The organism is Pseudomonas sp. JC1203, from assembly GCF_056175065.1.
Map to the genome: position 1 here is coordinate 36868 of NZ_JBWCAM010000007.1, position 24095 is coordinate 60962.

Annotated in this window: 14 protein-coding genes; 6 read left to right on the forward strand and 8 right to left on the reverse strand. The window is 66.7% G+C overall.

The window, feature by feature from the left end; all coding sequences use genetic code 11:
- Positions 1-4: 4 nt before the first annotated feature.
- The 8 genes from bcsB (AC0SZ7_RS12310) to AC0SZ7_RS12345 all read right to left on the reverse strand — a co-directional run bounded on the left by bcsB (AC0SZ7_RS12310) (position 5) and on the right by AC0SZ7_RS12345 (position 10405).
- Positions 5-2293: a cellulose biosynthesis cyclic di-GMP-binding regulatory protein BcsB gene (gene bcsB / locus AC0SZ7_RS12310; RefSeq protein WP_475504659.1), complete on the reverse strand. Its 2289-nt coding sequence runs from the start codon at positions 2291-2293 to the stop codon at positions 5-7.
- Positions 2290-4884 (reverse strand): UDP-forming cellulose synthase catalytic subunit, encoded by a 2595-nt coding sequence (bcsA, locus tag AC0SZ7_RS12315; RefSeq protein ID WP_475504660.1) that lies wholly within the window; start codon positions 4882-4884, stop codon positions 2290-2292. Before bcsA (AC0SZ7_RS12315) ends, bcsB (AC0SZ7_RS12310) begins: the two co-directional genes overlap by 4 nt.
- Complete coding sequence (gene bcsQ, locus AC0SZ7_RS12320) at positions 4881-5603, reverse strand: cellulose biosynthesis protein BcsQ (protein ID WP_475504661.1); 723 nt, start codon at positions 5601-5603, stop codon at positions 4881-4883. The genes bcsA (AC0SZ7_RS12315) and bcsQ (AC0SZ7_RS12320) overlap by 4 nt, the downstream gene beginning before the upstream one ends.
- Positions 5600-5842, reverse strand: a complete 243-nt coding sequence (gene bcsR / locus AC0SZ7_RS12325; RefSeq protein ID WP_475504662.1) for a cellulose biosynthesis protein BcsR — start codon at positions 5840-5842, stop codon at positions 5600-5602. The genes bcsQ (AC0SZ7_RS12320) and bcsR overlap by 4 nt, the downstream gene beginning before the upstream one ends.
- A complete protein-coding gene (bcsG, locus tag AC0SZ7_RS12330; protein ID WP_475504663.1) occupies positions 5812-7437 on the reverse strand; it encodes a cellulose biosynthesis protein BcsG in 1626 nt (541 codons plus the stop codon). Before bcsG ends, bcsR begins: the two co-directional genes overlap by 31 nt.
- Positions 7424-7615 carry a cellulose biosynthesis protein BcsF gene (bcsF, locus tag AC0SZ7_RS12335; RefSeq protein ID WP_475504664.1) on the reverse strand — a complete coding sequence of 64 codons (192 nt, stop codon included), beginning with the start codon at positions 7613-7615 and terminating at the stop codon, positions 7424-7426. Before bcsF ends, bcsG begins: the two co-directional genes overlap by 14 nt.
- The gene (locus AC0SZ7_RS12340; protein ID WP_475504665.1) at positions 7612-9153 is read right to left on the reverse strand and encodes a BcsE family c-di-GMP-binding protein; all 1542 of its coding nucleotides are present in this window, start codon (positions 9151-9153) and stop codon (positions 7612-7614) included. Before AC0SZ7_RS12340 ends, bcsF begins: the two co-directional genes overlap by 4 nt.
- Positions 9154-9589: 436 nt before the next feature.
- Positions 9590-10405, reverse strand: a complete 816-nt coding sequence (locus AC0SZ7_RS12345; RefSeq protein WP_475504666.1) for a sugar phosphate isomerase/epimerase family protein — start codon at positions 10403-10405, stop codon at positions 9590-9592.
- A gap of 207 nt (positions 10406-10612) precedes the next feature.
- Between AC0SZ7_RS12345 and AC0SZ7_RS12350 the strand changes: the two genes are divergently transcribed.
- The 6 genes from AC0SZ7_RS12350 (at position 10613) to AC0SZ7_RS12375 (ending at position 24085) form a co-directional block, all read left to right on the forward strand.
- Positions 10613-12349 carry an FAD-dependent oxidoreductase gene (locus AC0SZ7_RS12350; protein ID WP_475504667.1) on the forward strand — a complete coding sequence of 579 codons (1737 nt, stop codon included), beginning with the start codon at positions 10613-10615 and terminating at the stop codon, positions 12347-12349.
- A 1030-nt stretch (positions 12350-13379) separates the two neighbouring features.
- Positions 13380-14477, forward strand: a complete 1098-nt coding sequence (bcsQ, locus tag AC0SZ7_RS12355; protein WP_475504668.1) for a cellulose biosynthesis protein BcsQ — start codon at positions 13380-13382, stop codon at positions 14475-14477.
- Complete coding sequence (gene bcsA / locus AC0SZ7_RS12360; RefSeq protein WP_475504669.1) at positions 14474-16711, forward strand: UDP-forming cellulose synthase catalytic subunit; 2238 nt, start codon at positions 14474-14476, stop codon at positions 16709-16711. The genes bcsQ (AC0SZ7_RS12355) and bcsA (AC0SZ7_RS12360) overlap by 4 nt, the downstream gene beginning before the upstream one ends.
- Positions 16708-18975, forward strand: coding sequence for a cellulose biosynthesis cyclic di-GMP-binding regulatory protein BcsB (bcsB, locus tag AC0SZ7_RS12365; protein ID WP_475504670.1), 2268 nt, complete (start codon positions 16708-16710; stop codon positions 18973-18975). The genes bcsA (AC0SZ7_RS12360) and bcsB (AC0SZ7_RS12365) overlap by 4 nt, the downstream gene beginning before the upstream one ends.
- Complete coding sequence (gene bcsZ, locus AC0SZ7_RS12370; RefSeq protein ID WP_475504671.1) at positions 18972-20162, forward strand: cellulose synthase complex periplasmic endoglucanase BcsZ; 1191 nt, start codon at positions 18972-18974, stop codon at positions 20160-20162. The genes bcsB (AC0SZ7_RS12365) and bcsZ overlap by 4 nt, the downstream gene beginning before the upstream one ends.
- On the forward strand, positions 20144-24085 hold the full coding sequence (locus tag AC0SZ7_RS12375) for a cellulose synthase subunit BcsC-related outer membrane protein (protein ID WP_475504672.1): 3942 nt from the start codon (positions 20144-20146) through the stop codon (positions 24083-24085). The genes bcsZ and AC0SZ7_RS12375 overlap by 19 nt, the downstream gene beginning before the upstream one ends.
- The last annotated feature ends 10 nt before the right edge of the window (positions 24086-24095 follow it).

The window sequence follows — 24095 nt, forward strand, 5'->3', positions numbered from 1 at the left end:
CGGCTTACTCCTGGCCAGCCAGGCGGCGACGCGCCATCCAGCGCAGGCCACGCCACAGCAGGAAGGCGGTCAGCAGCACGCTGAGGGTAGCCATGCCGGCCAGCAGAATCGGGTGCTCGGACAGTTGGTACCACAGCAGCAGCCACCACGGCAGGTGGCCGACGAAGTACTGCTGGCCGACGAAGCTGCTGCTGACGCCGCTGCTGCGGATCAGCGCCACCGAACCTGCCACCGCTTCCATCTTGCCGCTGTCGGCCAGGGTGTCGCGCAGCAGTTGGTAGTCGGCGTCATCGCTGGCCAGCAAGGCAACGATGCTGCGCTGTTCGTGGTACGGCGACTGCATGCCGACGATGGCGGCGATCGGTGCCTGGGCGCTGACTTCCACACGGTTGGCACCCTGCTCGGGCGTGGTGTCGAAGTGGCCAGCACGCACTGCCTTGGCGCCGTCCGGGTTGCCCGGAACCAGCAGCCCGTCACGGGCCTTGGACAGCACCAGGTTGGCGTCGTCGCCATTGCCGACGGTGGCAGCCAGGCCGCCGAACACCAGCAGGTCGTTGTCGGCCTTGGCGTCGTTCCAGTCATCCGACAGGCGCAGGCCATAGGCCGGCAGGCCCGAGCGTGCGGAAATCCCGGCGATGGCTTCGAACAGCGTGCTCAACTGCACCGGCGTGCTGTGCGACGGCACCATCACCAGGGTTTCCGACAGGTCGGCCATGCGCGTGAACGGGAAGCCGCCACGGGAGAAGGCACGCAGGTCGGGCATGGCGATGTAGTGGTAGTAGCCGGACATGTCCAGCACCGACTCTTCATCGATCACCGCCTGGTTGTTCACCGGCAGTGTGGTCTGGCAGTGGTCGCGCTGGGCGCTGCCGTAGGTGGAGGCGAAGTTGAAGTCGAACCGCAGGGTATTGCGGTCGCCGATCTTCAGCGCCGGCACCAGCAGCTTGTCGGTCAGGTTCGCCGATTCATCGGCCATTACCGCCAGGCGCATCTGCTCCAGCTGGCTGTTGCTCTTGCTGTGCAGCGGCAGGCTGGTGATGAACTGGTTGTTGAGGCTGATGGTCAGGCTCGACGCATCGTTGTCGGCCGGCGGCGTGTAGCGGAACTTGGTCTGCAGCGGGATGCCCTGGTTGCGCCACACGAACAGGTCCGGCGGCAGGTTCACGTCCAGGGTGATGGAGCGCGGCAGCAGGCCGTTGGCTTGCAGCTGCTCGGGGTATTTGATCAGCTCGGCGAAGCGCACGGGGCCGTCGGTGCGCATCCAGTTAGGCGCGTCATAAGGCACGCGCGGCTTGACCTGCTGCACCTTGTCGATGGTCACGCGCGGCCCACGCAGCAGCTCGCCGCCGGTGGCCAGGGCGCGAGCGGCCACGGCCAGGTCGTCGTCGTTGCGGCCCAGCACCAGCAGCACTTTGCTGTACGGGTCCTGGGGGTTGTCGATGAGTTGCACGACGGGGGCGTCGACGTCCGGGAACTTCTGCTTGTCGGCCAGCAGCGCCGGGCGATGGGCGTTGGTGGCGAAGACGATGACCGGGCGCGCGCGGTGCTGCGGGTCAATGGCCGGCAACTGGTCGAACTGCACCGGGAAGCGTGTACCGCGCCAGCCCGCCAGGCTGCCGAAGTAGGAGGCCAGAATGCCTGCGGCGCGCTGCTCGCCCAGGGTCGGGGCGTCGGCCAGCACCAGGTCGATGGAGGGCTTGTCCTGGCCACGGGTGTCGAAGAACGGCATGGGGAAATACGCCAGGTCGTTCTTCAACGTCAGCGCCTGTTCCTGCAGCTGGATCTGGCTGTCACGCCCCAGGCTCAGCCACAGGGCGCTGTTGGCCGGGTCTTCGCAGACGTCGGCGTAGTGGCCGACGAACTCCATGCGCACGCGGTTGTAGTCGGCGATCAGGTGCGGGTCCAGGGCCACGCTCTGGGTCACGCGCTTGCCCAGTTGGTCCTTCTCGATCGGCACCACGCTCATCAATACGTCGTTGAGGTAGATGCGCAGGTGCGAGACCTGCGGCAGCAGCGACGGCGACGGGGTGTACTGCAGTTGCAGCCGGGCGTCACTGGCAATGCGGTCGCGGCGCAGGCTGAATTCCACCTGGTCGCTGGTGTGGATGCCCAGCAACAGCGTGTCGGCCGGGCGGCCCAGCTGCACGAAGCTGTTGGCGCTGCTCCAGGTGGGCACGTTGTTCGGCGCAGCCACCACAGGCGCCGCGGCATCGAGGCTGGCGGCGGCCTGGGCGCAGCTGATGGCCAGCAGCGCAAGGCTGGCAACGAGGGTTTTGCTGAAGACGCGGCTCATGGTGCGCTCACTGGTCGAGAAGTTGAAATAGAGGTGGCTGCAGGGCGGCGCGGCAGGAAACTGGCCAGCCAGCGCAGCAGGTGCAGGGGTGGGCCGGCGATGCGCCGCACCCAGTTGGGCAGGTATTCGTAGAGGCGGTAATAGCCCACCGCGCCCAACTTGAGGATGTCCATGAAGCTTTGCAGCGGACGGTCCGGGGTGAAGTTGTCGCCCCAGCCCAGCCAGGCGTCGGCGCGGGCAAAGGTGCATTGCACGAAGTCGATTTTCTGCTGGCCGCTGAGGCCGTGCAGGCGGATACCGATGAGGTTCTTGTGGCTGCGGCCCACGTGGCCGGGGAACAGGAACTCGCGGTCGCCGCGCTGCAGCAACAGGCCGATGCGCCCGCCAATCGGGAGCGACACCGGGGTGTCCAGCTCGATGCCGGCGCCGCCGTCGGAGTAGTCCACCAGCATGCCGGGGTAGCAGTGGCCGTCTTCCAGGCGCACCGCAGCCGGCAGCCGCACCTGCACGCGGTGGGTCTGGCGCACCTGGCGCACTTCGGCGGCCACGGCCACCGCGGCGCCGATGATCAGCATGTTGTAGACCACCCACAGGCTGCTCACCAACACCGTGAAAATCTCGGTCTGGGGCCCGTAGCGCAGGCGCCATAGGGCGAAACCCAGGCCGGCGACGTTGAGCAGCGCCAGCAGCAGGTACGGCTGGGCGATCTTCCAGTCGAACTGGTTGTCCTCCATCAGCCCGCCCTTGGCGGTGACGTTGAACTTGCCCTTCTTGGGGTTGAACAGCGCCACCGTGGTGGGCCGCGCGATGTACCAGGCCAGCACGGTCTCGTACACCTCGCCCCAGAACGTGTGGCGGTACTCGCCCTGCATGCGCGAGTTGGTGAGGCTGGCGTGAATCATGTGCGGCATCACGTACAGCAGAATCATCGCCGCCGGCGCGTAGATGATGTACGCATGCAGCAGCAGGAACGCCAGCGGCGCGGTCAGGAACACCAGGCGCGGCAGGCCGGCCAGGAAGTGGATCATGGCGTTGGCGTAGCACACCCGCTGGAAGAAGCTCAGGCCGCGGCCCAGCAGCGGGTTGTCGGTACGGAAGATCTGCGCCATGCCGCGCGCCCAGCGAATGCGCTGGCCGATGTGCGCCGACAGGCTCTCGGTGGCCAGGCCGGCGGCTTGCGGGATTTTGATGTAGGCCGAGTTCCAGCCCTGGCGGTGCAGGCGCAAGGCGGTGTGGGCGTCTTCGGTGACGGTTTCCACGGCGAAACCGCCGATGGCCTCGATGGCCGTGCGCCGCAGCACCGCGCACGAGCCGCAGAAGAACGCCGCGTTCCACATGTCGTTGCCGTCCTGCACCAGGCCGTAGAACAGCTCGCCCTCGTTGGGGCGCTGGCGGAACACATTGAGGTTGCGCTCGAACGGGTCCGGCGACAGGAAGTGGTGCGGGGTCTGCACCAGCGCCAGCTTCGGGTCGCTGAGGAAGCCGCCGGTGGTCAATTGCAGGAAGGAGCGCACCGGCACGTGGTCGCAGTCGAAAATCGCCACCAGGTCGCCGCTGATCAGCTTCAGCGCGTGGTTGAGGTTGCCGGCCTTGGCGTGGCGGTTATCAGTACGGGCTATGTAGCCCACGCCCGCTTCGGCGGCGAACAGGCGGAAGCTCTCGCGCTTGCCGTCGTCGAGGATGTAGATGTTGAGCTTGTCCGCCGGCCAGTCCAGGCCCATGGCCGCGTACACGGTGCCGCGAACGATGGACAGGTCTTCGTTGTAGGTGGGAATCAGCAGGTCCACGGTGGGCCACAGGCTGATGTCGCGCGGCAGCGGCTTGGGCTTGCGGTTCAACGGCCAGCAGGTCTGGATGTAACCCAGGATCAGCACCAGCCAGGAATAGGTCTCGGCCACCAGCAAAATGGTGCCGCACGCCAGGTCAAGCGGCTGGTTCCAGTTCAGCGTGGCGGTGTAGCGCCACCACAGGTAACGGCACGAGACAATCACCGACAGCACCACCATCAGCAGCGTCGGGAAACGCCCCGGCACCTTGCGCACCAGCATCGCCGAAGCCCACAGCAGCAGCACGAACACCGATTGCGCGGCGTAGCTGAACGGTTCGGTGATGCACAGCAGGGTCAGCAGCAGCGCGGCCGTGCCCACCACCAGGTTGAGGATGCGCTGCCGGCGGCGGCCCAGGCCTTTCCACCAGCGCGTGCTCTGGCGAATTTGCTCGCTGTTTTCCGCACGCTGCGGCAGTTCTTCCAGCGCCCCGCCTACCCGTGCCCACACCCGCAGGTACAGGCTGCCCAGCGCCTTGATCCAGCGCGGGGTGGTCAGCGTGCGCGCCCGCGGCCGTGCAGGTTTCACCAGCAGCAGCCACAGGCTTTGGACCAGGTAGCGCAGCGGGTCGCCCAGGCGCGGCGCGCGGTCGGCCACCTGCGGGTACCAGCGCTGGCGCTGCTCAAGCAGGTTGCGCCACGGCGCGGCTTCCAGGCGCAGGCACGCCCAGGCCAGCGCGGTCAGCAGCGCCAGCAGCAGCGCCACCGGCGGCGCGCAGTCGTAGCGCTGGCGCAGCTGGGTGTAAGGGAAAATGCGGGCGATCATGCCGCCTCCCTGCGTCGGGTCAGGCACCAGGTGGTCAGGCTGAGAATGTCCTGGGCCGCCAGGCTGGCGTGGGCGTAGGCCCCCACCGGCTTCTTGAAGGCCAGGGACTCGCGCAGCGCTTCGTCCAGGTGAATGTTCAGCGGCAGCAGGCGCTCGCCGTACTGCTTGCGCCAGATCAGCAGCAGGTCGCGCTGCAACTGGCTGCCGGCGTCGTAGCGGTTGATCAACAGGTGTTCTTGCGGGTCTTCCTGCTGTTGCAGCAGCACGTGGCAGGCGGCGTCGGCCTCGATCACCTGCAGGCGCAGCGCGCACGGGCCGACCCGGGTGTGCCCGGGCAGGCGCAGCGGCACGTCGAACAGAATCCAGTCGAACTGCGCCGCCAGCGCGGCCTGGCGCTTGCGCCACAACTCGGGCTCATTGCGCAGGCGCTGCTCGATGTGGTCCTGCTCGGCGTACTTCAGCCGGCCATAGGGCAGCAAGCTCAGCCCCGGCTGCACCTCCCACGCCTGGGCCTGCCACGGCTCGCCGTCGACCATGGCGCGCGCCCAGCCGGCGCGCTCACCGGCGCCGACGTTGAAATGCAGGCGCAGCAGGTTTTCCGGGCACATGTCCACCAGTAGCACGCGCTCACCCAGGCTGTGCAAGGCGTGGCCGGTGGCGGCCAGCAGCGAGGTGGTCCCTGCCCCGCCACGCAGCCCGCGCAGGCTCAAGGCTGTCACGAGAGCATCTCCAGTTCGGATTTGCGCGCCGGCGGCAGCACCCGTGGTTGCAGGCGCTCCATTTCGGCCAGCAGCGGCCAGCGGTGCAAGGCTTTCTGCAGTTCCAGCTGGGCCGAGATGTCGACGTAGTCCAGCTCCGGCAGTTCAAGCTCTTGCTTGAGGCGGGCGATGTCGTCGGCGCGGTCGGCCCGCGACTGCACTTTGGCCTTTACTTGAAGCGCTGTGGGTACGGCAGCCATTGGCCTTTCTCCTTGATGCGGACATAGGGTTTGCCGGCGTAGTCGACGACCACGGTGCCAGCGTTCTCGGAGACCGCCGCGGTTTGCGGCAGATCGGTCAACAGCGTCTGCCAGCTGGGCGCCAGGCCCTCGCCTTGCGGCTGGGCGGTGTACAGCCGGCTGATGATTTCCGACAGCGCCAGGAAGCTGCTTGGCGCGGTGATGTGCAGCGGCGCGGTGGACGGGTTGCTGCCCATGTTCACCAGCTTGATGCCCACCGGCACATGGGTGATGGACGGGCTGGGGATTTCACGCATGCCGGAAATCTGCATGCGGTCGCCGTGCAGCGCGGCGCCGTGCTCGGGCACGATCACCACCACCACGCGGCGGCCACTGGCCTGCAACTGCGCGATGAAGCCGTTGAGGTCGTCGATCAGGCCCTGGGCACGCGGCTTGTAATCGGCGCTCTTGGTGCCGCCGTCGGCGGTCAGCGCGCGGTTGCCGTCGTGCAGGGTGGTAGTGTTGTAGAACAGCGCCACGCGGTCGCCCTTCTCGTCCATGCGGTGTTTCCACCAACTGGACAGCACCTGGCCGTCGCGCAGAATCGGCGTGCCGTCGAAGCCCACCAGCGCCCGTGGCAGGTTGCTGGTGCTGATGGCCGGCGGCGGCAGCGCGCCCTGGGAGCGCACCTCGTCGAGGAAGCCTTCGAACTGGCCGGTGTGGTTGAGCATGACTTCGTCGGCGAAGCCCAGTTTCTTCAGGTCGTCCATCAGCAGGCACTGCTCGGGCGCGGTGCCGTAGAGCTTGCTGTGCGGGGTCTGGCCGCACGAGGCGCGCAGCAGGCGGATGGCCGCAGGCCCGCTGTAGGAGGTGGCCGAGTTGAAGTTGTCGAACACCACGTCCATCTGCTGGAACAGCGTGTTGTCGCGCAGGCCCACGGTTTCCAGGTCATCCCAGGCCATGGAGCAGATGTTGATCAGCAGCAGGTCGAACGGCTGCGCCGGCGAAGTCGACGGCTTGAACTCGACCTGGCGGGTGGCCTCGGTGCTGTAGAACTTCTGCAGGTAGTTTTCCAGGGTGGCGTTGTCCGGCTCGCCGGCGCTGGCCACGGCAGGCGTGCCAGGCGCTGCGGCCTGGGCCGGGGCGGCGCTGGGGTGCATGGCCAGCACGGTGGCGCTGGCCAGCCAGGCCAGGCCCACCACGGTGACGCTGGTCAGGCGCAGCCAGTGGCGCACGAAGGCATACACCACCACCAGCACCGCCAGCAGCGCGCACAGGTTCAGGTCAATGAAGCGTGCCATCAGTTCCAGCAGGTAGGCGCTGGTGAAATTCAGCACGTCGGGCTGGTCCAGCAGGCGGCTGAACGGCGGCAGCCAGGTGTCCTGGTACAGCAGCGCCACGCCCACGGGAATGGCGATGACGGTGCGCAGCACGCGCAGGTAGCGGTGCGGCAGCGGCACCAGCAAGGCGGCGGCGAACACCACGTTGGGCAGCACCTGGAAGTTCAGGTAGCCGGTCCACACCAGGGCAAACTTGATGATGAAATACAGGTTCCACAGGCCCAGGCCCTTCCAGGTGCGCACGCGCCGTTGGGGGATGGTTTCAAACTGGGTCATGGGGCTCGCTCTTGGCTGGGGCGCGCCGACGCACACCGCGGGTTTTCAGGTAACGCGCCGGCAGCAGCGCCTGGACCACAGCCGCCACGCGGCGGCCGAAGCGCCACAGGGTGACCACCAGGGCCAGGGTCAACAGGCTACTCAGGCCGATCGCCTGCATCAGTTGCAGATAACTCATGAACAGGTGTCCGTCAGGGCCAGCGTCGTGCGCTTGGGCGCGTAGGCGCCGCGTTCGGCGCTTTCCGCCGAACTGCCGGCGGTGCGCTCTTCAGCCAGGTGGAAGGTGGGCGGCAGCTCGGCGGCGCCAAGGAAGGTGGCGCGCGGCAAGGCGTCCACGCTGGGCAGAATCTCGAAGGCGCTGAACAGGTCGCGCCAGGCCAGCCGGCAGATGTTGCCGAGCGCCGGCTCCAGGCCGTCGGCGCGGCAGGCGAACAGGAACAGGTAGAAGTCGCCATCCACCACGCAGGCGATGTCGCCGAAGCGGCGCAGGCTGATCTGGTTCAGGTACTGTTCGATGCCCAGGCGGCCGCGCGGCGTGAGCTTGAGCAACTGATGGCTGATCTCGCCCGACGCGCCGCCGTAGATACGCGTGACCGTGGCCAAAAACTCGGCAGGCATCAGCAGGCCACGCTCGGCCGGTGGCCGCAGGCGCTCGAACAGCGACTGGAAGTCGGTGTTGCGGCTGTGCCGCCAGGTTTGCCCCTGCACGCTGTCGATGATGCTGAAGAAGTACGCCAGGGTGGTGCCGTAGGGCACGGTGATGTTGGCGCCGCAGGACACCAGCAGGCGCTCGTCGCGGTAGCGCAGGCACGGCTCGATTTCCCGCACGATGATCTTCAGGCCACTGCCGCAGCGTTCACGCAGCGCGTGCAGCTGGCGCGCCAGGCCCTCCACCTGCTGGTTGCTGTCGATGGCCACGATGACGCTGGCGGCACGCGCCTGGCGGGCCTGCAGCAGCAGGTCGTCGCGGTCTTCGAACAGCCGCCATTGATCGGACAGCGCTGGCGAGCCTTCGAGCACCGAGCGCTGGGTCAGGTAGATGCGCTGGTCGTCGGTGTGGGTCAGCTGCGGGCTGGCCTGTTCGCTGGCCGACAGCGCGAAGCCCTCCTCGCCCAGTTCCACTTCCAGTTCCTGGCCGCTGCACACGCCCAGCTCGCTGTGCCAGTAATGCAACTGGTAGCGGATGCCACCGTCACGGCGGTACAGCTGGGCCAAACCCGACAGGGTTTCGTTCAGGCGCAGCAGGCGGTCATGCAGCTGCGGCGCCTGGCCGTGGCTGATCACCAGCAGGGTCGACTGCCGGCGCGCCAGCCACTGGCTCAGGGTGTTGCACCAATGGCGCAGGCCGGGAGCGATGTCGCTCAACCAGGCGCTGGCCGGCAGCATCAGCACGATGAAATTGCCCGGTGCCTTGACGGTACGGGTCAGCTCGCCTGCCAGTGATTTGAGTGCAAGGCCGATGTCGGCCTCATTGATGTCGAACAGCGCCAGTTCGCCCGGCCCGGCGTCGGCCGCCAGCGCCCCGGCCAGTGCCTGGCTCTGGTGGCCACAGCACGCCAGCGTTGCCTGGGCCTGCGCCGGCATGGCGGCCAGGCACTGCACGGCCAGCGCCGCGGCGTCGGTGGCCTGGTCAGCCGCTACCCAGTAAAGGCCGCCCTGGCGCAACAGGATTTGTTCATCGCGCAGATGACGGATGGCTAAGGTAACGTGACTCAAATGATTCCCCGCACTTAAGGCAAGTGAAAAAAGGAGTCATTTTCTGGCGACATGCACAATCGCCCGCACACGAGCGGGGAAGGGTCAGGTAACTAGAGAAAACAGGCCAGTGCACTGCGGTGCCGAATCCCCGAGAATTCGGGGCGGGGGGCGTATCAATGCGAGATAGAGCGGTTGGCTGAAAAATGCGCCACGCTCGGCATTGCCGGACTCTCTTCTTCCTCGGCAATGCGCCACCATTATTTACAACCGGAAAAACATCGTCAATTGAATAGATGATGTACGCGAAAAATAAATGATGAAAAATCAACGGCTTCGTATCTTTCTCGATACACTTGGCCAGCGGCCGGCGCAACTTCGATACACGCAGAACAAACAACTTGCGGGCAAAATAAAGGCGTTGCCAGGCCATTGCGGCCTGGCACGCTCACCTTGCCTATTGGCCCATCACCGCACGCATTTTACCCAGCCCCGCCGCCGCGCGCTCGGCGCCGTCCAAGGGTGGTTCCTGCCGCGTTGGCGCCTCGATGCTGATCGGCACGTTGCGCGGCAGTGCCTGCAGCAGCCCACGCAGGTCGCAATCGCCGTCGCCGGGGAAACGCCGCTCGTTGCGCGCCTGGCGCAGAATCTCGTCCATGCTGTCGGGCACAGGCCCTGCCACGTCGCACATCTGCGTGTAGCGGAACCGCTGCGGGTTGGCCTGCACCGCCGCTGCCAGCTCAGCCAGCGAGGAGCGCGAACGGTTGAAATGGAAGGCATCCACCAGCACGCAGCCGTTGGCGCGCCCGGCGTTCTCGACGATGCGCAGCGCCTTGGTCAGGTCTGGCGCGTCGGTCCATGGCATGAACTCCAGGTGCGGATATATGCCGTAGGGCAGCGCCAGGTCGCACAGTTGCGCGAAGTTGTCGGTGAGCCGGGCTTCGTCCGGGTCGTTGCCGGCGATCAGCAGCTCGGTGGCACCGAACTCGGCCCCCACCTCCAGGAAAATCTCGAAGCTGCGCACGTGGGTGTCGGGTTTCAGGCGCAGAATCTCGATGTCCAGCACCTTGACACCCGTGTCACCCAAGGCCTTGGCGGTCTGCCGGCGCAGGCTCAGGTCGGCCACCAGCGGAAAATGGTATTCCTGTGGCGTCGCCGGTTCCAGGCGCAGGCCCACATGGCTGTAGCCGGCGCGGGCGGCGGCTTCGACCATGGCGGGCGGGGACAGCTCCAGTACGGTCAAGGCTGCCAGGGAAAAAATCTGTTCGCTCATGAGGGGCACTCGTTCGGCATGACGGACGGGCAATTGGGCCCGCGAAAGCATATTTAGAACTCAGTTCCATTTTTATGCAAGTCTACTTTTCGGCCAGGTTTCTGCCGCCTCTGAGGTGCTGAGCCCCCACATTGACAACGTGATATAAAAATGGAACCCTGTTCCAAAATAACTATTCTTCTCGTCCAGGCTTCCAGGTAATTGCTCATGACAACGCCCCTCCCCCAGCATTCCCGCCACATCGACTGCGACCTGCTGGTCATCGGCTCTGGCGCCTCGGGCCTGGCGGCGGCGGTCACTGCCGCGTGGCACGGATTGCGCGTGGTAGTGGTAGAAAAGCACGACAGCTTCGGCGGCGCCACGGCCTGGTCGGGCGGCTGGGCCTGGGTGCCGGGCAACCCACTGGCCAAGCGCGCCGGCATCCACGAAGACCCGCAACAGCCGCGCACCTACCTGAAGAACGAACTGGGCGAGCGCTATGACGCGGCGCGCGTGGATGCCTTCCTCGACAACGCCCCGCACATGGTGTCGTTCTTCGAACGACACACCGCGCTGCAATGGGTGGACGGCAATGGCATTCCCGACGTGCATGGCAAGGTGGCCGGCGCGGCTACCCAAGGCCACCAGGTAATTGCCGCGCCGTTCGACGGCCGGCAGATGGGCAAGCTGATCAAGCGCATGCGCAAGACCATGCGCGAGACCTCGTTCCTGGGCATGCCGATCATGGCGGGCGCCGACCTGGGCGCCTTCCTTACCATGACCCAATCGCTGAAATCCTTCATGCACGTGAGCAAGCGCTTTATCGCCCACCTGCGCGACCTGGCCGTGCATGGCCGCGCCATGCACCTGGTCAACGGCGTGGCGCTGACCGGCCGCCTGGCCAAGTCTGCCGACGACCTGGGCGTACTGCTGATCGAGTCGGCGCCGGCGCGCGAACTGCTGATGGAAGACGGCAAGGTGGTGGGCGCCCGGGTCGACACCGCGCAAGGGCCCATGACCATCCGCACCACCCGCGGCGTGGTGCTGGCCGCCGGCGGCTTCCCCAACGACCCGCAACGCCGCAAGGCGCTGTTCCCGCGCACCCCCACCGGCCAGGAACACCTGGCACTGCCGCCGCTGGCCTGCTCGGGCGACGGCATCAGCCTGGGCGAATCGGCCGGCGGCGTGCTGGAAACCAACGTCGCCTCCCCGGCCGCCTGGGCGCCGGTCTCGCAAGTGCCACACCGCGACGGCACCACCGGGCATTTCCCGCACATCATCGAGCGCGGCAAACCGGGCATCATCGGCGTGCTGTCCACCGGCAAGCGCTTCTGCAACGAGGCCGACGGCTACTACGACTACACCGCCGCCATGGTCGCGGGCGCCCCGGCCGGGGAAGAGGTGGCTTCGTGGCTGATCTGCGACCACCGTTTCCAGCGCCGCTTCGGCCTGGGCCACTCACGGCCCTTCCCGCTGCCGGTGGGCCCGGCGGTACGCAGCGGCTACCTTAAGCGCGCTGACACCCTGCACGCCCTGGCCGCCCAATGCGGCATCAACGGCGACGCCCTGGCGCAGACAGTCCAGCAGTTCAACGAACACGCCCGCCGTGGCGAAGACCCGGAATTCGGCCGTGGCTCCACCGCCTACAACCGCAAGATGGGCGACCCGCTGATCACGGATGGCAACCCCTGCGTGGCGCCTATCGAGACCGGGCCGTTCTACGCGGTAAAAGTGCGCCCGGGCAGCTTCGGCACCTTCGCCGGGCTGAAGACCAATGCTCATGCCCAGGTGCTGGACCAGGCTGGGGCGCCGGTTGGCGGGTTGTATGCGGTAGGTACCGACATGGCCAGTGTGATGGGTGGGTTTTACCCGTCCGGGGGGATTAACCTGGGGCCGGCGTTGACGTTTGGGTATGTGGCGGGACGGCATGCGGCGGGGGTTGAGGGGTATGAGGGTGAGGCGTAGGCGCTTGCGCCGCGCGGCCAGGGTTGAGCCGCCAAACGCGGCCAGCCTGCAACGCTGCGGTTGATGTTGCTGCTGTTTTTGATCTGCCTGTGACCTGCTTGTGATCTGGCTTGTGATCTGGCTTGTGATCTGCTGTTGATCTGGCTTTTGATCTTGATTGTATGCCCCGTAAAGCGCCCGGGCCGACTGGAGGTGTCGACCAGGCGGCAGCCCGCAGGGCCCTTCGGCGCAGCCGAAGGAAACGGCAACCCGCAGGCTTCTATAGCGGGGGCCGTTTGCCGCCTGGGCGACGCCGGAAGGAGGGGACCCGTAGCGCAGCGGAGGGCCCAAGCAGGGGCAAGCGTTTTTTGCTTACTTTTTTTGGCGTCTGAAAAAAAGTGAGTCGGCGTAAGGCCGAAACGGTCGGTAGTCGCACCACGAAAATGGATATATCCAGAAACGTCAGAAGCAGGATTCGACCATCGTGAACATATCCATTACCGAGGGTGAGCGCGCTTCAAAACAGTCTAAAACCCGAACTCAAAAACAACAGCAACCCCAGTCAAAAACCTGCCTCGCCAAACCACTGACACCCTTCCCTCTCCGTCCGTCGGCTACACATAGCGAATACCCACCAACGCTGTAATTATTCTCCGTCAAAACCCCATCAACTGTAGGTTTTTTGGCGTCAAACAACTAACACAAACAACAAGCGCGCAAATCAAAGTTGCCCATGTATTACCCCCCGCCCAGGGAATGGCGAAAAACTTAAGGGAACAGCGTCACTTCCCCAGCTTTTTTCAAGCCTGGCCCTGACGAAAAAACCCATCTAGATCAACGCTCACGGCATAAAAAGTCAATTTTATGACGATTTTTGGTAGACCCTGTACAAAAACGCGTTTGACAACAAAACATTGACGATGTCATATTGCCACAACTTAGGCAGCTAACGATGCACACTCCGATCCCTATCGGCTGGGCAACCTATTGCGCCTTTAACGCAATACCTAGTTAATTAAATTGCACATTACACAAGCAGGCACACCCTCACATGCACCGTTCCGATGATATTGCGAACCTGTTTGGCAGGTTCGGCGAAAGTGCGGGCGACTATCAAGAAATCGAACCGTTCTACGATTACAACGAAGAACTGATGGCCCCCGCGCACGCCCCATCGGAAGTGGCGTCGACGCAGCAACAACCCGCGCCAGCGGAACAACCCGCGCCAGCAGCGCCCAGCCAGCCGGCCGAGCCTGTGCTCGCCGAGCCCATGGCCAAACCCTTGAGCCGCCTGCTGCAGGAACTCGAACAGCAACGCCAGGCGCCGGTGGACGCCGGCCATGCTGCGCAAACGCCAGCCATGGCGCCACCAGCGAAGACCAAGGTCATCGCCGTGGTGTCGGCCCAAGGCGGTGTTGGCAAGAGCACCCTGGCAGGCGCCCTGGGCAATAGCCTCAAGCGTGCGGGCGGCCGTACCCTGGCGCTCGACCTGTCGCCACAGAACGCCCTGTGCCTGCACCTGGGCGGCGACCCGCAATGGCCGGGCATTGCCCAGGCGGCGGGTGGCCAGGGCCGCGAACTGCTGCGCGAAGGGCATGCCGGTGGCTACTGCCTGCCCTACGGCAGCGCCAGCGAAGCGCAGCGCGTTGAGTTCGAACGCCAGCTGGCCGCCAACCCGTTGTGGCTGGGCCAGTACCTGGCCGGCCTGGGCCTGCAGGCAAACGATACCGTGATCATCGACACCCCACCCGGCGCCACGGTGTACCTGGCACAAGCCCTGTCGGTCGCCGACGTAGTGCTGGTGGTGACCCTGCCCGACGCTGCTTCCTACGCAGCCCTGGGCCAGATGCAGCGTTTGCTGGCGCCCTGCCTGCAGCGGCCAGCCCCTGCGCAGTGCGCGCTGGTGATCAACCAGCTGGACACCTCGCGCCAGTTCAGCCTCGACATGTGCGCGGTGCTCAAGCAGAACACCGGCATTCCCCTGCTGGGGGTGATTCATCAGGATCACTTCATCAGCGAATCGCTGGCGTATGACCGCAACCCGCTGGCGCATACGCCCCGCACTCGGGGCTGCCAGGATACCCTCGAACTCATCAATTCACTGCGTGAACTGCTGACGCAAGGCACGCTAGAGCACCAGATGTCATGACCGACGATACCCACCCCACGTCTCGTGCCCCGGGGCGCGCCGAGGTGCGCCTGAACGGTTGGCTGGCGCGCTTCCAGCAACTGCGTGCCGGTGCCCGCTGGGCGCTGGTCATCGGCAGTTCGGCAGTGGCCTCGCTGCTGCTGGTCAGCATCATCAGCGCCCCCCTGGACCTGTACACGCAATGCCTGTTCGCGGCGCTGTGCTTCATCTCGGCGCTGGTGATCAAGCGGCTGCCGAGGCGCCTGCCGGTGCTGGCGCTGATCATGCTGTCGCTGGTGGCGTCGCTGCGCTATGCCTACTGGCGGCTGACCGACACCCTGGGCTTCGAAGGCTGGCTGGACAGTGTGTTCGGCTACGGCCTGATGGCGGCCGAGCTGTACGCGCTGGTGGTGCTGCTGTTCGGCTACATGCAGACCGCCTGGCCGCTGCGGCGCCAACCGGTGCTGCTGCCCGGCGCGCCCAGCGAGTGGCCGACGGTGGACGTGTTCATTCCCACCTACAACGAGGCGCTGAACATCGTCAAACTCAGCGTGTTCGCCGCCCAGGCGATGGACTGGCCACGGGACAAGCTGCGCATCCACGTGCTGGACGACGGCCGTCGCGATGAGTTCAAGCGCTTCTGCCACAGCATCGGCGTCAACTACATCACCCGCGCCGACAACAGCCACGCCAAGGCCGGCAACCTCAACGAGGCGCTCAAGGTCACCGACGGCGAGTACATCGCCATGTTCGACGCCGACCACGTGCCAACCCGCTCCTTCCTGCAGGTCGGCATGGGCTGGTTCCTCAAGGACCCTAAGCTTGCGATGTTGCAGACGCCGCACTTCTTCTTCTCGCCCGACCCGTTCGAGAAGAACCTCAACACTTTCCGCGCGGTGCCCAACGAAGGCGAGTTGTTCTACGGCCTGGTGCAGGACGGCAACGACCTGTGGAACGCTACGTTTTTCTGCGGCTCGTGCGCCATTCTGCGCCGCAAGCCCCTGGAAGAAGTGGGTGGCGTGGCCATCGAGACCGTCACCGAGGACGCCCACACCGCGCTCAAGCTCAACCGCGCCGGCTACAACACCGCCTACCTGGCCATTCCCCAGGCCGCTGGCCTTGCCACCGAGAGCCTGTCCCGGCACATCAGCCAGCGTATTCGCTGGGCGCGCGGCATGGCGCAGATTTTCCGGGTCGACAACCCGCTGGTGGGCAAGGGCCTGAAACTGGGCCAGCGGATCTGCTACGCGAACGCCATGCTGCACTTCTTCTACGGCCTGCCGCGCCTGGTGTTCCTGACGGCGCCGCTGGCGTACCTGATTTTCGGTGCGCAGATTTTCCACGCCTCGGCGCTAATGATCACCGCCTACGCCCTGCCCCACCTGTTCCATTCCAACCTCACCAACTCACGCATCCAGGGGCGCTTCCGGCATTCCTTCTGGAACGAGGTGTACGAGACCGTGCTGGCCTGGTACATCATGCCGCCGGTGCTGATGGCGCTGGTGAAACCCTCGTTCGGCGGCTTCAACGTCACCGACAAGGGCGGCATCATTGCCAAGGATTACTTCGAGTGGAAACTGGCACGCCCGTACATCGCGCTGCTGGTGCTGAACCTGATCGGCCTGGGCTTCGGCATCCACCAGCTGATCTGGGGCCCGGCGGACACCGCCATCACCGTGCTGATCAACGGCACCTGGACCCTGTACAACCTGATCATCATCAGCGCCGCGGTGGCGGTGGCCAGTGAAAGCCGCCAGGTGCGCGCCGAACCGCGCGTGCGGGCCGAACTGCCGGTGAAGGTGCAGTGGGCCGATGGCAGCCAGGTGGTGTGCACCACCCAGGACTTCTCGCAGCACGGCCTGGGCTTCAAATTGCCCGCCGGCACCACCGCCACTGCTGGCGAGCGGGTGCGCGTGACGCTGTTCCGCAACTCGCAGCTGCGCGCCACCCAGGCCGATTTTGACACCACCGTGGTGTTCAGCCGCGGCCAGTACGTGGGCGTGCGCTTCGACCCGCTGACCCTGCGCCAGCAGAGCGAACTGGTGCGCATGACCTTCTCGCGCGCCGACACCTGGGCCGCCAGCTGGGGCAGCGGCAAGCTCGACACGCCGCTGGCCGCCCTGCGCGAAGTCAGCGCCATCGGCCTGCTGGGCCTGGGCGCCCTGCTCAAGGCGCTGATCAGCCACGCCCCTGCGAAACCGGCGGCGCGGGTGACGCCCACGGTTGCCCCCGATTCCCTTCTGGACAAGTCATGACCATGAAAAACCAACCCTCGCGCCGGCCCTTCATGCGCCTGGCTTCGTCCGTGCTGTGCCTGGCGTCGCTGGTGCACAACGCCTTTGCCGACACTACCGACAACGCCCCGGCAGCGCCGGCCGGCAGCTACGTGCGGGACATGACCCTCAAGCAGCTGGGCCATCTGGAAACGATGAACCTGCAGGGCGTGGAATCGTCCGACAGCGTCGACTTCAGTGTGCGCGCCGATGAAGTGGTGAACGGTGCCTCGCTGGTGCTGGACTACAGCTACTCGCCAGCGCTGCTGGCCGACCTGTCGCAGATCAACGTGCTGGTCAACGACCAGGTGGCCGCCAGCCTGGCGCTGCCCAAGGACGGCGCGGGCAAGCCGCAGCAACAGGTGGTGCAGATCGCCCCGCAGCTGATCACCGAGTACAACCACCTGCGCCTGCAGTTCATCGGCCACTACACCATGGAGTGCGAAGACCCGCAGCACAGCAGCCTGTGGGCGAAGATCAACAGCAGCTCGCAGTTGCGCCTGAGCGTGTCGCCGGTGCAACTTAAAGACGACCTGTCTATATTGCCGATGCCGTTCTTCGACCGCCGTGACGCCAGCCAGGTCAACCTGCCGTTCGTGTTCGCCACCGCGCCGGACAACGCCACCCTGGAAGCCGCCGGCGCCCTGTCGTCGTGGATCGGTGCGCTGGCCGGCTACCGTGGCGCGCGCTTCAGCAGTGGCGTTGCGCAGTTGCCCGAGCACGGCAGCGCCATCGTCCTGGTGGAGGGCGAGGAAGCCGCGGCCAAGCTCGACAGCCTGCACCTGGCGCCATTGAAAGGCGCCACCGTGACGCTGGTGGCCAACCCCAACGACGCCCACGGCAAGCTGCTGATCGTGGCCGGCCGCAACGCCGCCGAACTGAAGCTCGCGGCCGCCGCCGTGGCCCTGGGCAACAAGACCCTGGTGGGCAACAGCGTGGTCATCGACCACCTCGACGCGCTCACCCCGCGCAAGCCCTACGATGCGCCGAACTGGCTGCCGTCCGACCGCCCGGTGCGCCTGGGCGAGCTGATCGACAACAAGAAGCTCAGCGTGTCGGGCTACAACCCCGGCTACATCACCGTGCCACTGCACCTGCCGCCCGACCTGTTCAACTGGCGCGAGGCCGGGGTGCCGCTGCACCTCAAGTACCGCTACACGCCGCAGCAGGAGTCGACCAATTCCTCGCTGCTGGTGAGCCTGAACGGCAACTTCATGAAGTCGATGCCGTTGCCGTCGCTGAAAAGCCTGGACGGCGGCGACAACCTGCTGGCCATGCTGAAAAAGGACGAGAGCCTGCCCCGCGAGGCCACCGTGCTGCTGCCCCTGGACCTGGCCTCGGCGCGCTCGCAGTTGCAACTGCGCTACATGTTCGATTACGTGAAGCAGGGCCAGTGCCGCGACATCATCATCGACAACATGCGCGGCCTGATCGACCCCGAATCCAGCCTCGACCTCTCCGGCTATAACCACTACATCGCCCTGCCCAACCTGGGCGTGTTCAACGACAGCGGCTTCCCGTTCACGCGCCTGGCCGACCTGTCGCAGAGCGCCGTGGTGATGCCCGACAACAGCGGCGCCGCCGAGTGGAGCGCGTACCTGACCGTGCTCGGCCGCTTCGGCCTGTCCACCGGCTACCCGGCCACCGCGGTCACCGTGGTGCAGGCCGGCGCCGTGCAGTCGGTCAGCGACAAGGACCTGCTGGTGCTGGCCTCGGGCGGCAACCAGCCGCTGCTGAACCAGTGGGCCGCACACCTGCCGGTAGACGGCGAAGGCAGCAGCCACCGATTCAACGTTTCGGACCTGAACCTGCGCCTGCGTGAATGGATCAGCCCGGACCCTGCCGCCAACCAGCGCAAGCCGCGCCTGACCGTGACCTACAGCGGCCCGCAGAGCAGCACCTACCTGGCCGGCTTCGAGTCGCCACTCAGCGCTGGCCGCAGCGTGGTGGTGGTGGCCAGTGGCGCCCCGGAAGGCCTGGCCGACGCCACCAACGCGCTGATCGGCGGCGAGCAGTACAAGGACACCCTGCAAGGCAGCCTGGCCGTGGTGCAAGGCACGCAGATCAACTCGCTGGTGGCCGACGAGCAGTACTACGTGGGCGACCTGAGCCTGTTCAAGCGGGTGCAATGGACCCTGTCGCAGAACCTGCACTGGATGCTGCTGGTGACCGTGTCCGGCATCCTGTTGGTCAGCGGCCTGCTGTACCTGTTCCTGCGCTCTCGCGCCCAGAAGCGCCTGTCATGAAATTGCGCGTATTGACCAGCCTGGCCCTGGCCACCCTGCTGCCGGGGCTTGCACACGCCCAGGCGCAGGCGTGCAGCGTGCAGAACTGGCCGCTGTGGAACGCCTACGTCGAGCGCTTCGTGCAGAAGGATGGGCGCATGCTGGGCTCCAGCATGAACCCCGACCAGAGCAGCTCCGAGGGGCAGTCCTACGGCATGTTCTTCGCCCTGGTGGCGAACGACCCGGTGACCTTCGACGCGCTGTGGCGCTGGAGCCGCGACAACCTCGCCGGCGCCAACCCGGCGCAGAACCTGCCGGGCTGGCTGTGGGGCGCCTCGGGCAGCGGCACCTGGAACCTGCTGGACAAGAACTCGGCCAGTGACGCCGACCTGTGGATGGCGTACGCGCTGCTGGAGGCCGACCGCCTGTGGCACAAGCCGCACTACCGCAGCGACGCCCTGCTGCTGTTGGGCAACGTCGAAAAGACCCTGGTGCGCGACATTCCCGGCCTGGGCAAGATGCTGCTGCCCGGCCCCGTGGGCTTCGAGCACCCTGACCAGCTGTGGCGCTTCAACGCCAGCTACCTGCCCATTCCGCTGCTGCGCCGCTTCAGCAAGGAGTCGCCGGCAAGCCCGTGGAAAGCCGTGGCCGACAGCACCGCGAAGATGATCGCCGACAAGAACATCAACCGCGCAGGCTTCGTGCCCGACTGGGTGGCCTACCGGGGCACCGACGTCAACAAGGGTATGTTCGTGGTGGACAAGTTTTCCAACGCCCTGGGCAGCTACGACGCCATCCGCACCTACCTGTGGGCCGGCCTGACGCCGCCTGCAGACCCGCTGGCCAAGCCGATGCTCGACCACCTGGACGGCATGGCCCAGGCCACCGCTTCCGCGGGCGTGCCGCCGGAAAAAGCCAACGTGCTCACCGGCGCCACCGAGGGCGTGGGCCCCTACGGCTACTCGGCCTCGCTGGTGCCATACCTGCGGGCCAAGGGCCTGCCGCAGCTGGCCGACCAGCAGCAGCGCATCGTCGACCAGGCCATCGCCCACTTCAGCGACCCGGCCGACCCCGCCTACCGCCAGCCGCAGTACTACCACGTGATGTTGAGCCTGTTCTCCCTGGGGTGGACCGAGCATCGCTACCAGTTCAATAAAGACGGCACACTGGCTGTGTCGTGGGAGGCCGCATGCGCCAGCAAACCCTAGCCCTGGCCATCTGCGCGGCCCTGGCGTCCACGCTTGGCGTGGCAGCCGAATTGCCTGCGCCAGCACCGGCGCCAGCACCGGAGAAAGTGCCTGCCGGCAGCCCCCAGGCCCTGCTCATCGAGCAAGGCTATTACTGGCAGGCGAAAAGCCAACCCGACCGCGCCCAGGAGGCCTGGACCAAGGTGCTGGGCCTGGTGCCCGAGCAGCCCGACGCCCTCTACGGCCTGGGCCTGATCGACCTGCAGCGCAAGCGCCTGGCCGGTGCCCAAAGCTACCTGGCGCGCCTGCAGGCGCTCAAGCCGCTGCCGCGTGAAGCCTTGCAGCTGGAGCAGGACATTGCCCTGAGCCCGGACGACCAGCAAAAGCTGCTGGAACAGGCCCGCGAACTGAGCGACGCCGACGAGCGCGACAAGGCCGTGGCCATTTACCGCCAGCTGTTCAACGGCCGCCAGCCCCAGGGCCTGATCGCCCGCGAGTACTACAACACCCTGGGCTTCGCGACCGGCGGCTGGCCCGAAGCCCGCGCCGGCCTTGAGCGCCTGCGCCGCGAGCGGCCCAACGACGAAATCCTCGACCTGTGGCTGGCCCTGCACCTGGCACGCAACCCCGCCAGCCGCCCGGAAGGCATCCGTGCCCTGGCGCGGCTGTCGCATAACCCCGACATCGGCGGCAACGCCGACGAGACCTGGCGCTTCGCCCTGCAGTGGCTGGGCCCGCCCAACCGCGACCAGGTGTCGCTGTTCGAGCAATACCTGCAGGCCCACCCCCAGGACGACGAGATTCGCGCGCTGATGGCCAAGGGCATCGCCCAGGGCCGCAGCGGCAGTGGCTGGCAGCGCGACCCGCACGTGGCTCGCGGCCTCAAGGCGTTGGACGCCGACGACATGGCCAGCGCCGAAGCGGAATTCCAGGCGCGCCTGAAAGAAAAGCCCACTGACTTCGACGCCCTGGGCGGCATGGGCATCGTGCGCCAGCACCAGAAACGCCTGGGCGAGGCGGAAAGCTACCTGGTGCAGGCCAGCCGCGCGCCGGGCGGCCGCCAGTGGCAGGCCGCGCTGGAAGACGTGCGCTACTGGCTGCTGCTGGACCAGGGCAGCGCCGCGCAGAAAGCCGGGCGCTACAACCAGGCCAGCGAGTTCATCGAGCAGGCCATCGCCAAGAAGCCCGGCGAACCGGCCGGCTCTACCGCGCGGGCCGGGTTGCTGATGCAGGCCGGGCAACTGGACGCCGCCGAGCTGGGCTACCGCCAGGTGCTGGCGCGCAGCCCCGACTACCCCGACGCGCTCAACGGCCTGATCGGCGTGCTGGCGCGCGAAGGCAAGTCCGACGAGGCCCTGCGCCTGATCGACGGCCTGACGCCGGCACAGCAGGCACGCCTGTCGCCCACCATCCACCTGCGCGCCCTGCGTGCCACGCAACAGGCCAGACTGGCCGAGCGCCGTGGCGACTGGGCCGGCGCGCAGAAGGCCTACCAGGCTGCCCTCGCCGACGACCCGCGTGACCCATGGGCGCGCTTTGCCCTGGCGCGGGTGTACCTGCGCAACGGCCAGGTGCAGGTGGCACGCGACCTGATCGATGAGCTGCTCAAACAGCAACCCGACCAGGCCGACGCGCTCTACACCAGCACCCTGCTGTCCGCCGAACTGGGCGAATGGAGCAAGGCCCAGGCCACCCTGGCGCGCATTCCGGCGGCCAGGCGCAACGCCGACATGAACGAGATGGACATCGATGTGCGCCTGCACGTGCAGACCGAGATGGCCGTGGACATCGCCCGCCGTGGCCAGCGCCAGGACGCCTGGGCGCTGCTGGCACGCAGCGAGCCGCTGACCCGCGGCAAACCCGAGCGCCTGGCGGTGCTGGCCAGCGCCTACGCCGAGGCTGGCAACCCGGACCAGGCAGTGAGCCTGATGGCCGCGCTGATGGACCGCTCCACCGCCACCCCGGACCTGCAATTGCTGCACGCCGGCGTGCTGCTCAAGGCAGACCACGACCGCGAGGCCAGCGACATTCTGCGCCAGCTGCAAGGCACGCCCATGAGCGACGCCACCAGCAAACGCTACGACGACCTGGCCTACCTGTACCGGGTCAAGCAGGCCGACGAGCTGCGTGAGAAGAACGACCTGGTGGCGGCCTACGACATGCTCGCCCCGGCGCTCAAGCAGCGCCCCCACGACAGCCTGGCGGTGTCGTCGCTGGCCCGCATGTACGCCGCCAGCGGCAATATCGACAAGGCCCGCCAGCTTTACCAGCCGTTGATCGACGCCGACCCGCACAACGCCAAGCTGCAACTGGGCCTGGCCGACGTGGCCCTGCAAGGTCACGAGTTTGGCCTGGCGGAAAGCTCGGCGAAAAAGGCCCTGGACATGGAACCCGGCGTGCCGTCGACCCTCACCGCTGCGGCACGCGTGTACCGTGGCATCGGCCAGAGCGGCGAAGCGGCGCGGCTGCTGCGCAAGGCCGTGGACATCGAGAACAGCCAGCGCGTGACCACCTACGCCAGCGCTGCCCCGGCCGCCGCCACTACCGCCAGCGCCTCGGCCAACCCTTTCGTCGGCCTGGCCGGCCAACGTCGGCAGGCCACCGCGCTGGCCAGCACCAGCTTGATCCCGCCGCCAGTAGACGGCGCCGACAGCAGCGCGGGCAGCGACAGGGTACCGGCAGCGGTCGGCCGCAAGACGGCTGCGTTGCCAGCGAACCAAGGCGCTGGCAACCCGTTCGACAACGTCTACGCGCGGGAAAGCGACGATGCCCCGCGCACTGACCTGAGCCCGGCCCAACTCGCCTTGAACGACATCCTGCGCGAGCGCTCGCCCACCGTGACCCAGGGCGTGACCGTGCGCAGCAACAATGGCGAGAAGGGCCTGAGCAAGCTCACCGACGTCGAAACGCCGTTGCAGGCGACTATGCCGGTGGGCGACGGCACCGACACTGTGGCCGTGCGGGTTACCCCGGTAGCCCTCAGCGCCGGCACCCCCGGCAGCAACGCAGTGGCGCGCTTCGGCGCCAGCGGCACCGACAGCGTCGGCTCGCAGAAAGCCAACGGCGTGGGCGTTGCCGTGGCCTACAACAACAAGGACCAGGGCATCAAGGCCGATGCCGGCGTCAGCCCCCTGGGCTTCATCTACAGCACGCCGGTGGGCGGGGTCAGCGTCAACCGGCCGTTCGCCAGCGACAGCGACTACCGCTACGGCGTCAGCGTGTCGCGGCGCATGGTCACCGACAGCGTCACCTCGTTCGCCGGCTCGCGGGATTCACGCACGGGCGACAAATGGGGCGGCGTGACCGCCAACGGCGTGCGCGCCGAGCTCAGCCACGACGACCAGCACGTGGGCGTGTACGGCTACGGTTCGGCCTACAAGCTGCTGGGCAACAACGTCGACTCCAACAACCGCTTCGAGCTGGGCAGCGGCGTGTACTGGTACCTGCGCAACGCGCCGGACAGCACCCTCACCGTGGGCCTCAGCGGTTCGGCGCTGACCTACTCCAACAACCAGGACTTCTACACCTACGGCAACGGCGGCTACTTCAGCCCGCAGCAGTTCCTGGCCCTGGGCGTGCCGGTCAGCTGGGCGCAGCGCGGCGAACGCTTCACCTACCGCATCAAGGGTTCGGTGGGTGTGCAGCACATCGGCCAGGACAGCGCCGACGTGTTCCCCGGCCACAGCAAGCTGCAATCGCGGGCCACCGCCGCCAACCTGACGGGCTACGACAGCCAGAGCAGCACCGGCATCGGCTACAGCCTCAGCGCCGCCGGCGAGTACCGCCTGACGTCGAACTTCGTGCTGGGCGGCTCGCTGGCCGCCGACAACGCCAGTGACTACCGCGAGATCACCGCCGGGCTGTACCTGCGCTACAGCCTCGAAGACCTGAGCGGCCCCATGGAGCTGCCGGTCAGCCCCTTCGCATCCCCCTATTCGAATTGATTGAACGAGG

Bases quoted from the DNA above. Each gene is read 5' to 3' on its own strand.
- bcsB (WP_475504659.1), bottom strand. From the start codon at position 2,293: ATGAGCCGCGTCTTCAGCAAAACCCTCGTTGCCAGCCTTGCGCTGCTG.
- bcsA (WP_475504660.1), bottom strand. From the start codon at position 4,884: ATGATCGCCCGCATTTTCCCTTACACCCAGCTGCGCCAGCGCTACGAC.
- bcsR (WP_475504662.1), bottom strand. From the start codon at position 5,842: ATGGCTGCCGTACCCACAGCGCTTCAAGTAAAGGCCAAAGTGCAGTCG.
- bcsG (WP_475504663.1), bottom strand. From the start codon at position 7,437: ATGACCCAGTTTGAAACCATCCCCCAACGGCGCGTGCGCACCTGGAAG.
- bcsF (WP_475504664.1), bottom strand. From the start codon at position 7,615: ATGAGTTATCTGCAACTGATGCAGGCGATCGGCCTGAGTAGCCTGTTG.
- AC0SZ7_RS12345 (WP_475504666.1), bottom strand. From the start codon at position 10,405: ATGAGCGAACAGATTTTTTCCCTGGCAGCCTTGACCGTACTGGAGCTG.
- AC0SZ7_RS12350 (WP_475504667.1), top strand. From the start codon at position 10,613: ATGACAACGCCCCTCCCCCAGCATTCCCGCCACATCGACTGCGACCTG.
- bcsQ (WP_475504668.1), top strand. From the start codon at position 13,380: ATGCACCGTTCCGATGATATTGCGAACCTGTTTGGCAGGTTCGGCGAA.
- bcsA (WP_475504669.1), top strand. From the start codon at position 14,474: ATGACCGACGATACCCACCCCACGTCTCGTGCCCCGGGGCGCGCCGAG.
- bcsB (WP_475504670.1), top strand. From the start codon at position 16,708: ATGACCATGAAAAACCAACCCTCGCGCCGGCCCTTCATGCGCCTGGCT.
- bcsZ (WP_475504671.1), top strand. From the start codon at position 18,972: ATGAAATTGCGCGTATTGACCAGCCTGGCCCTGGCCACCCTGCTGCCG.
- AC0SZ7_RS12375 (WP_475504672.1), top strand. From the start codon at position 20,144: ATGCGCCAGCAAACCCTAGCCCTGGCCATCTGCGCGGCCCTGGCGTCC.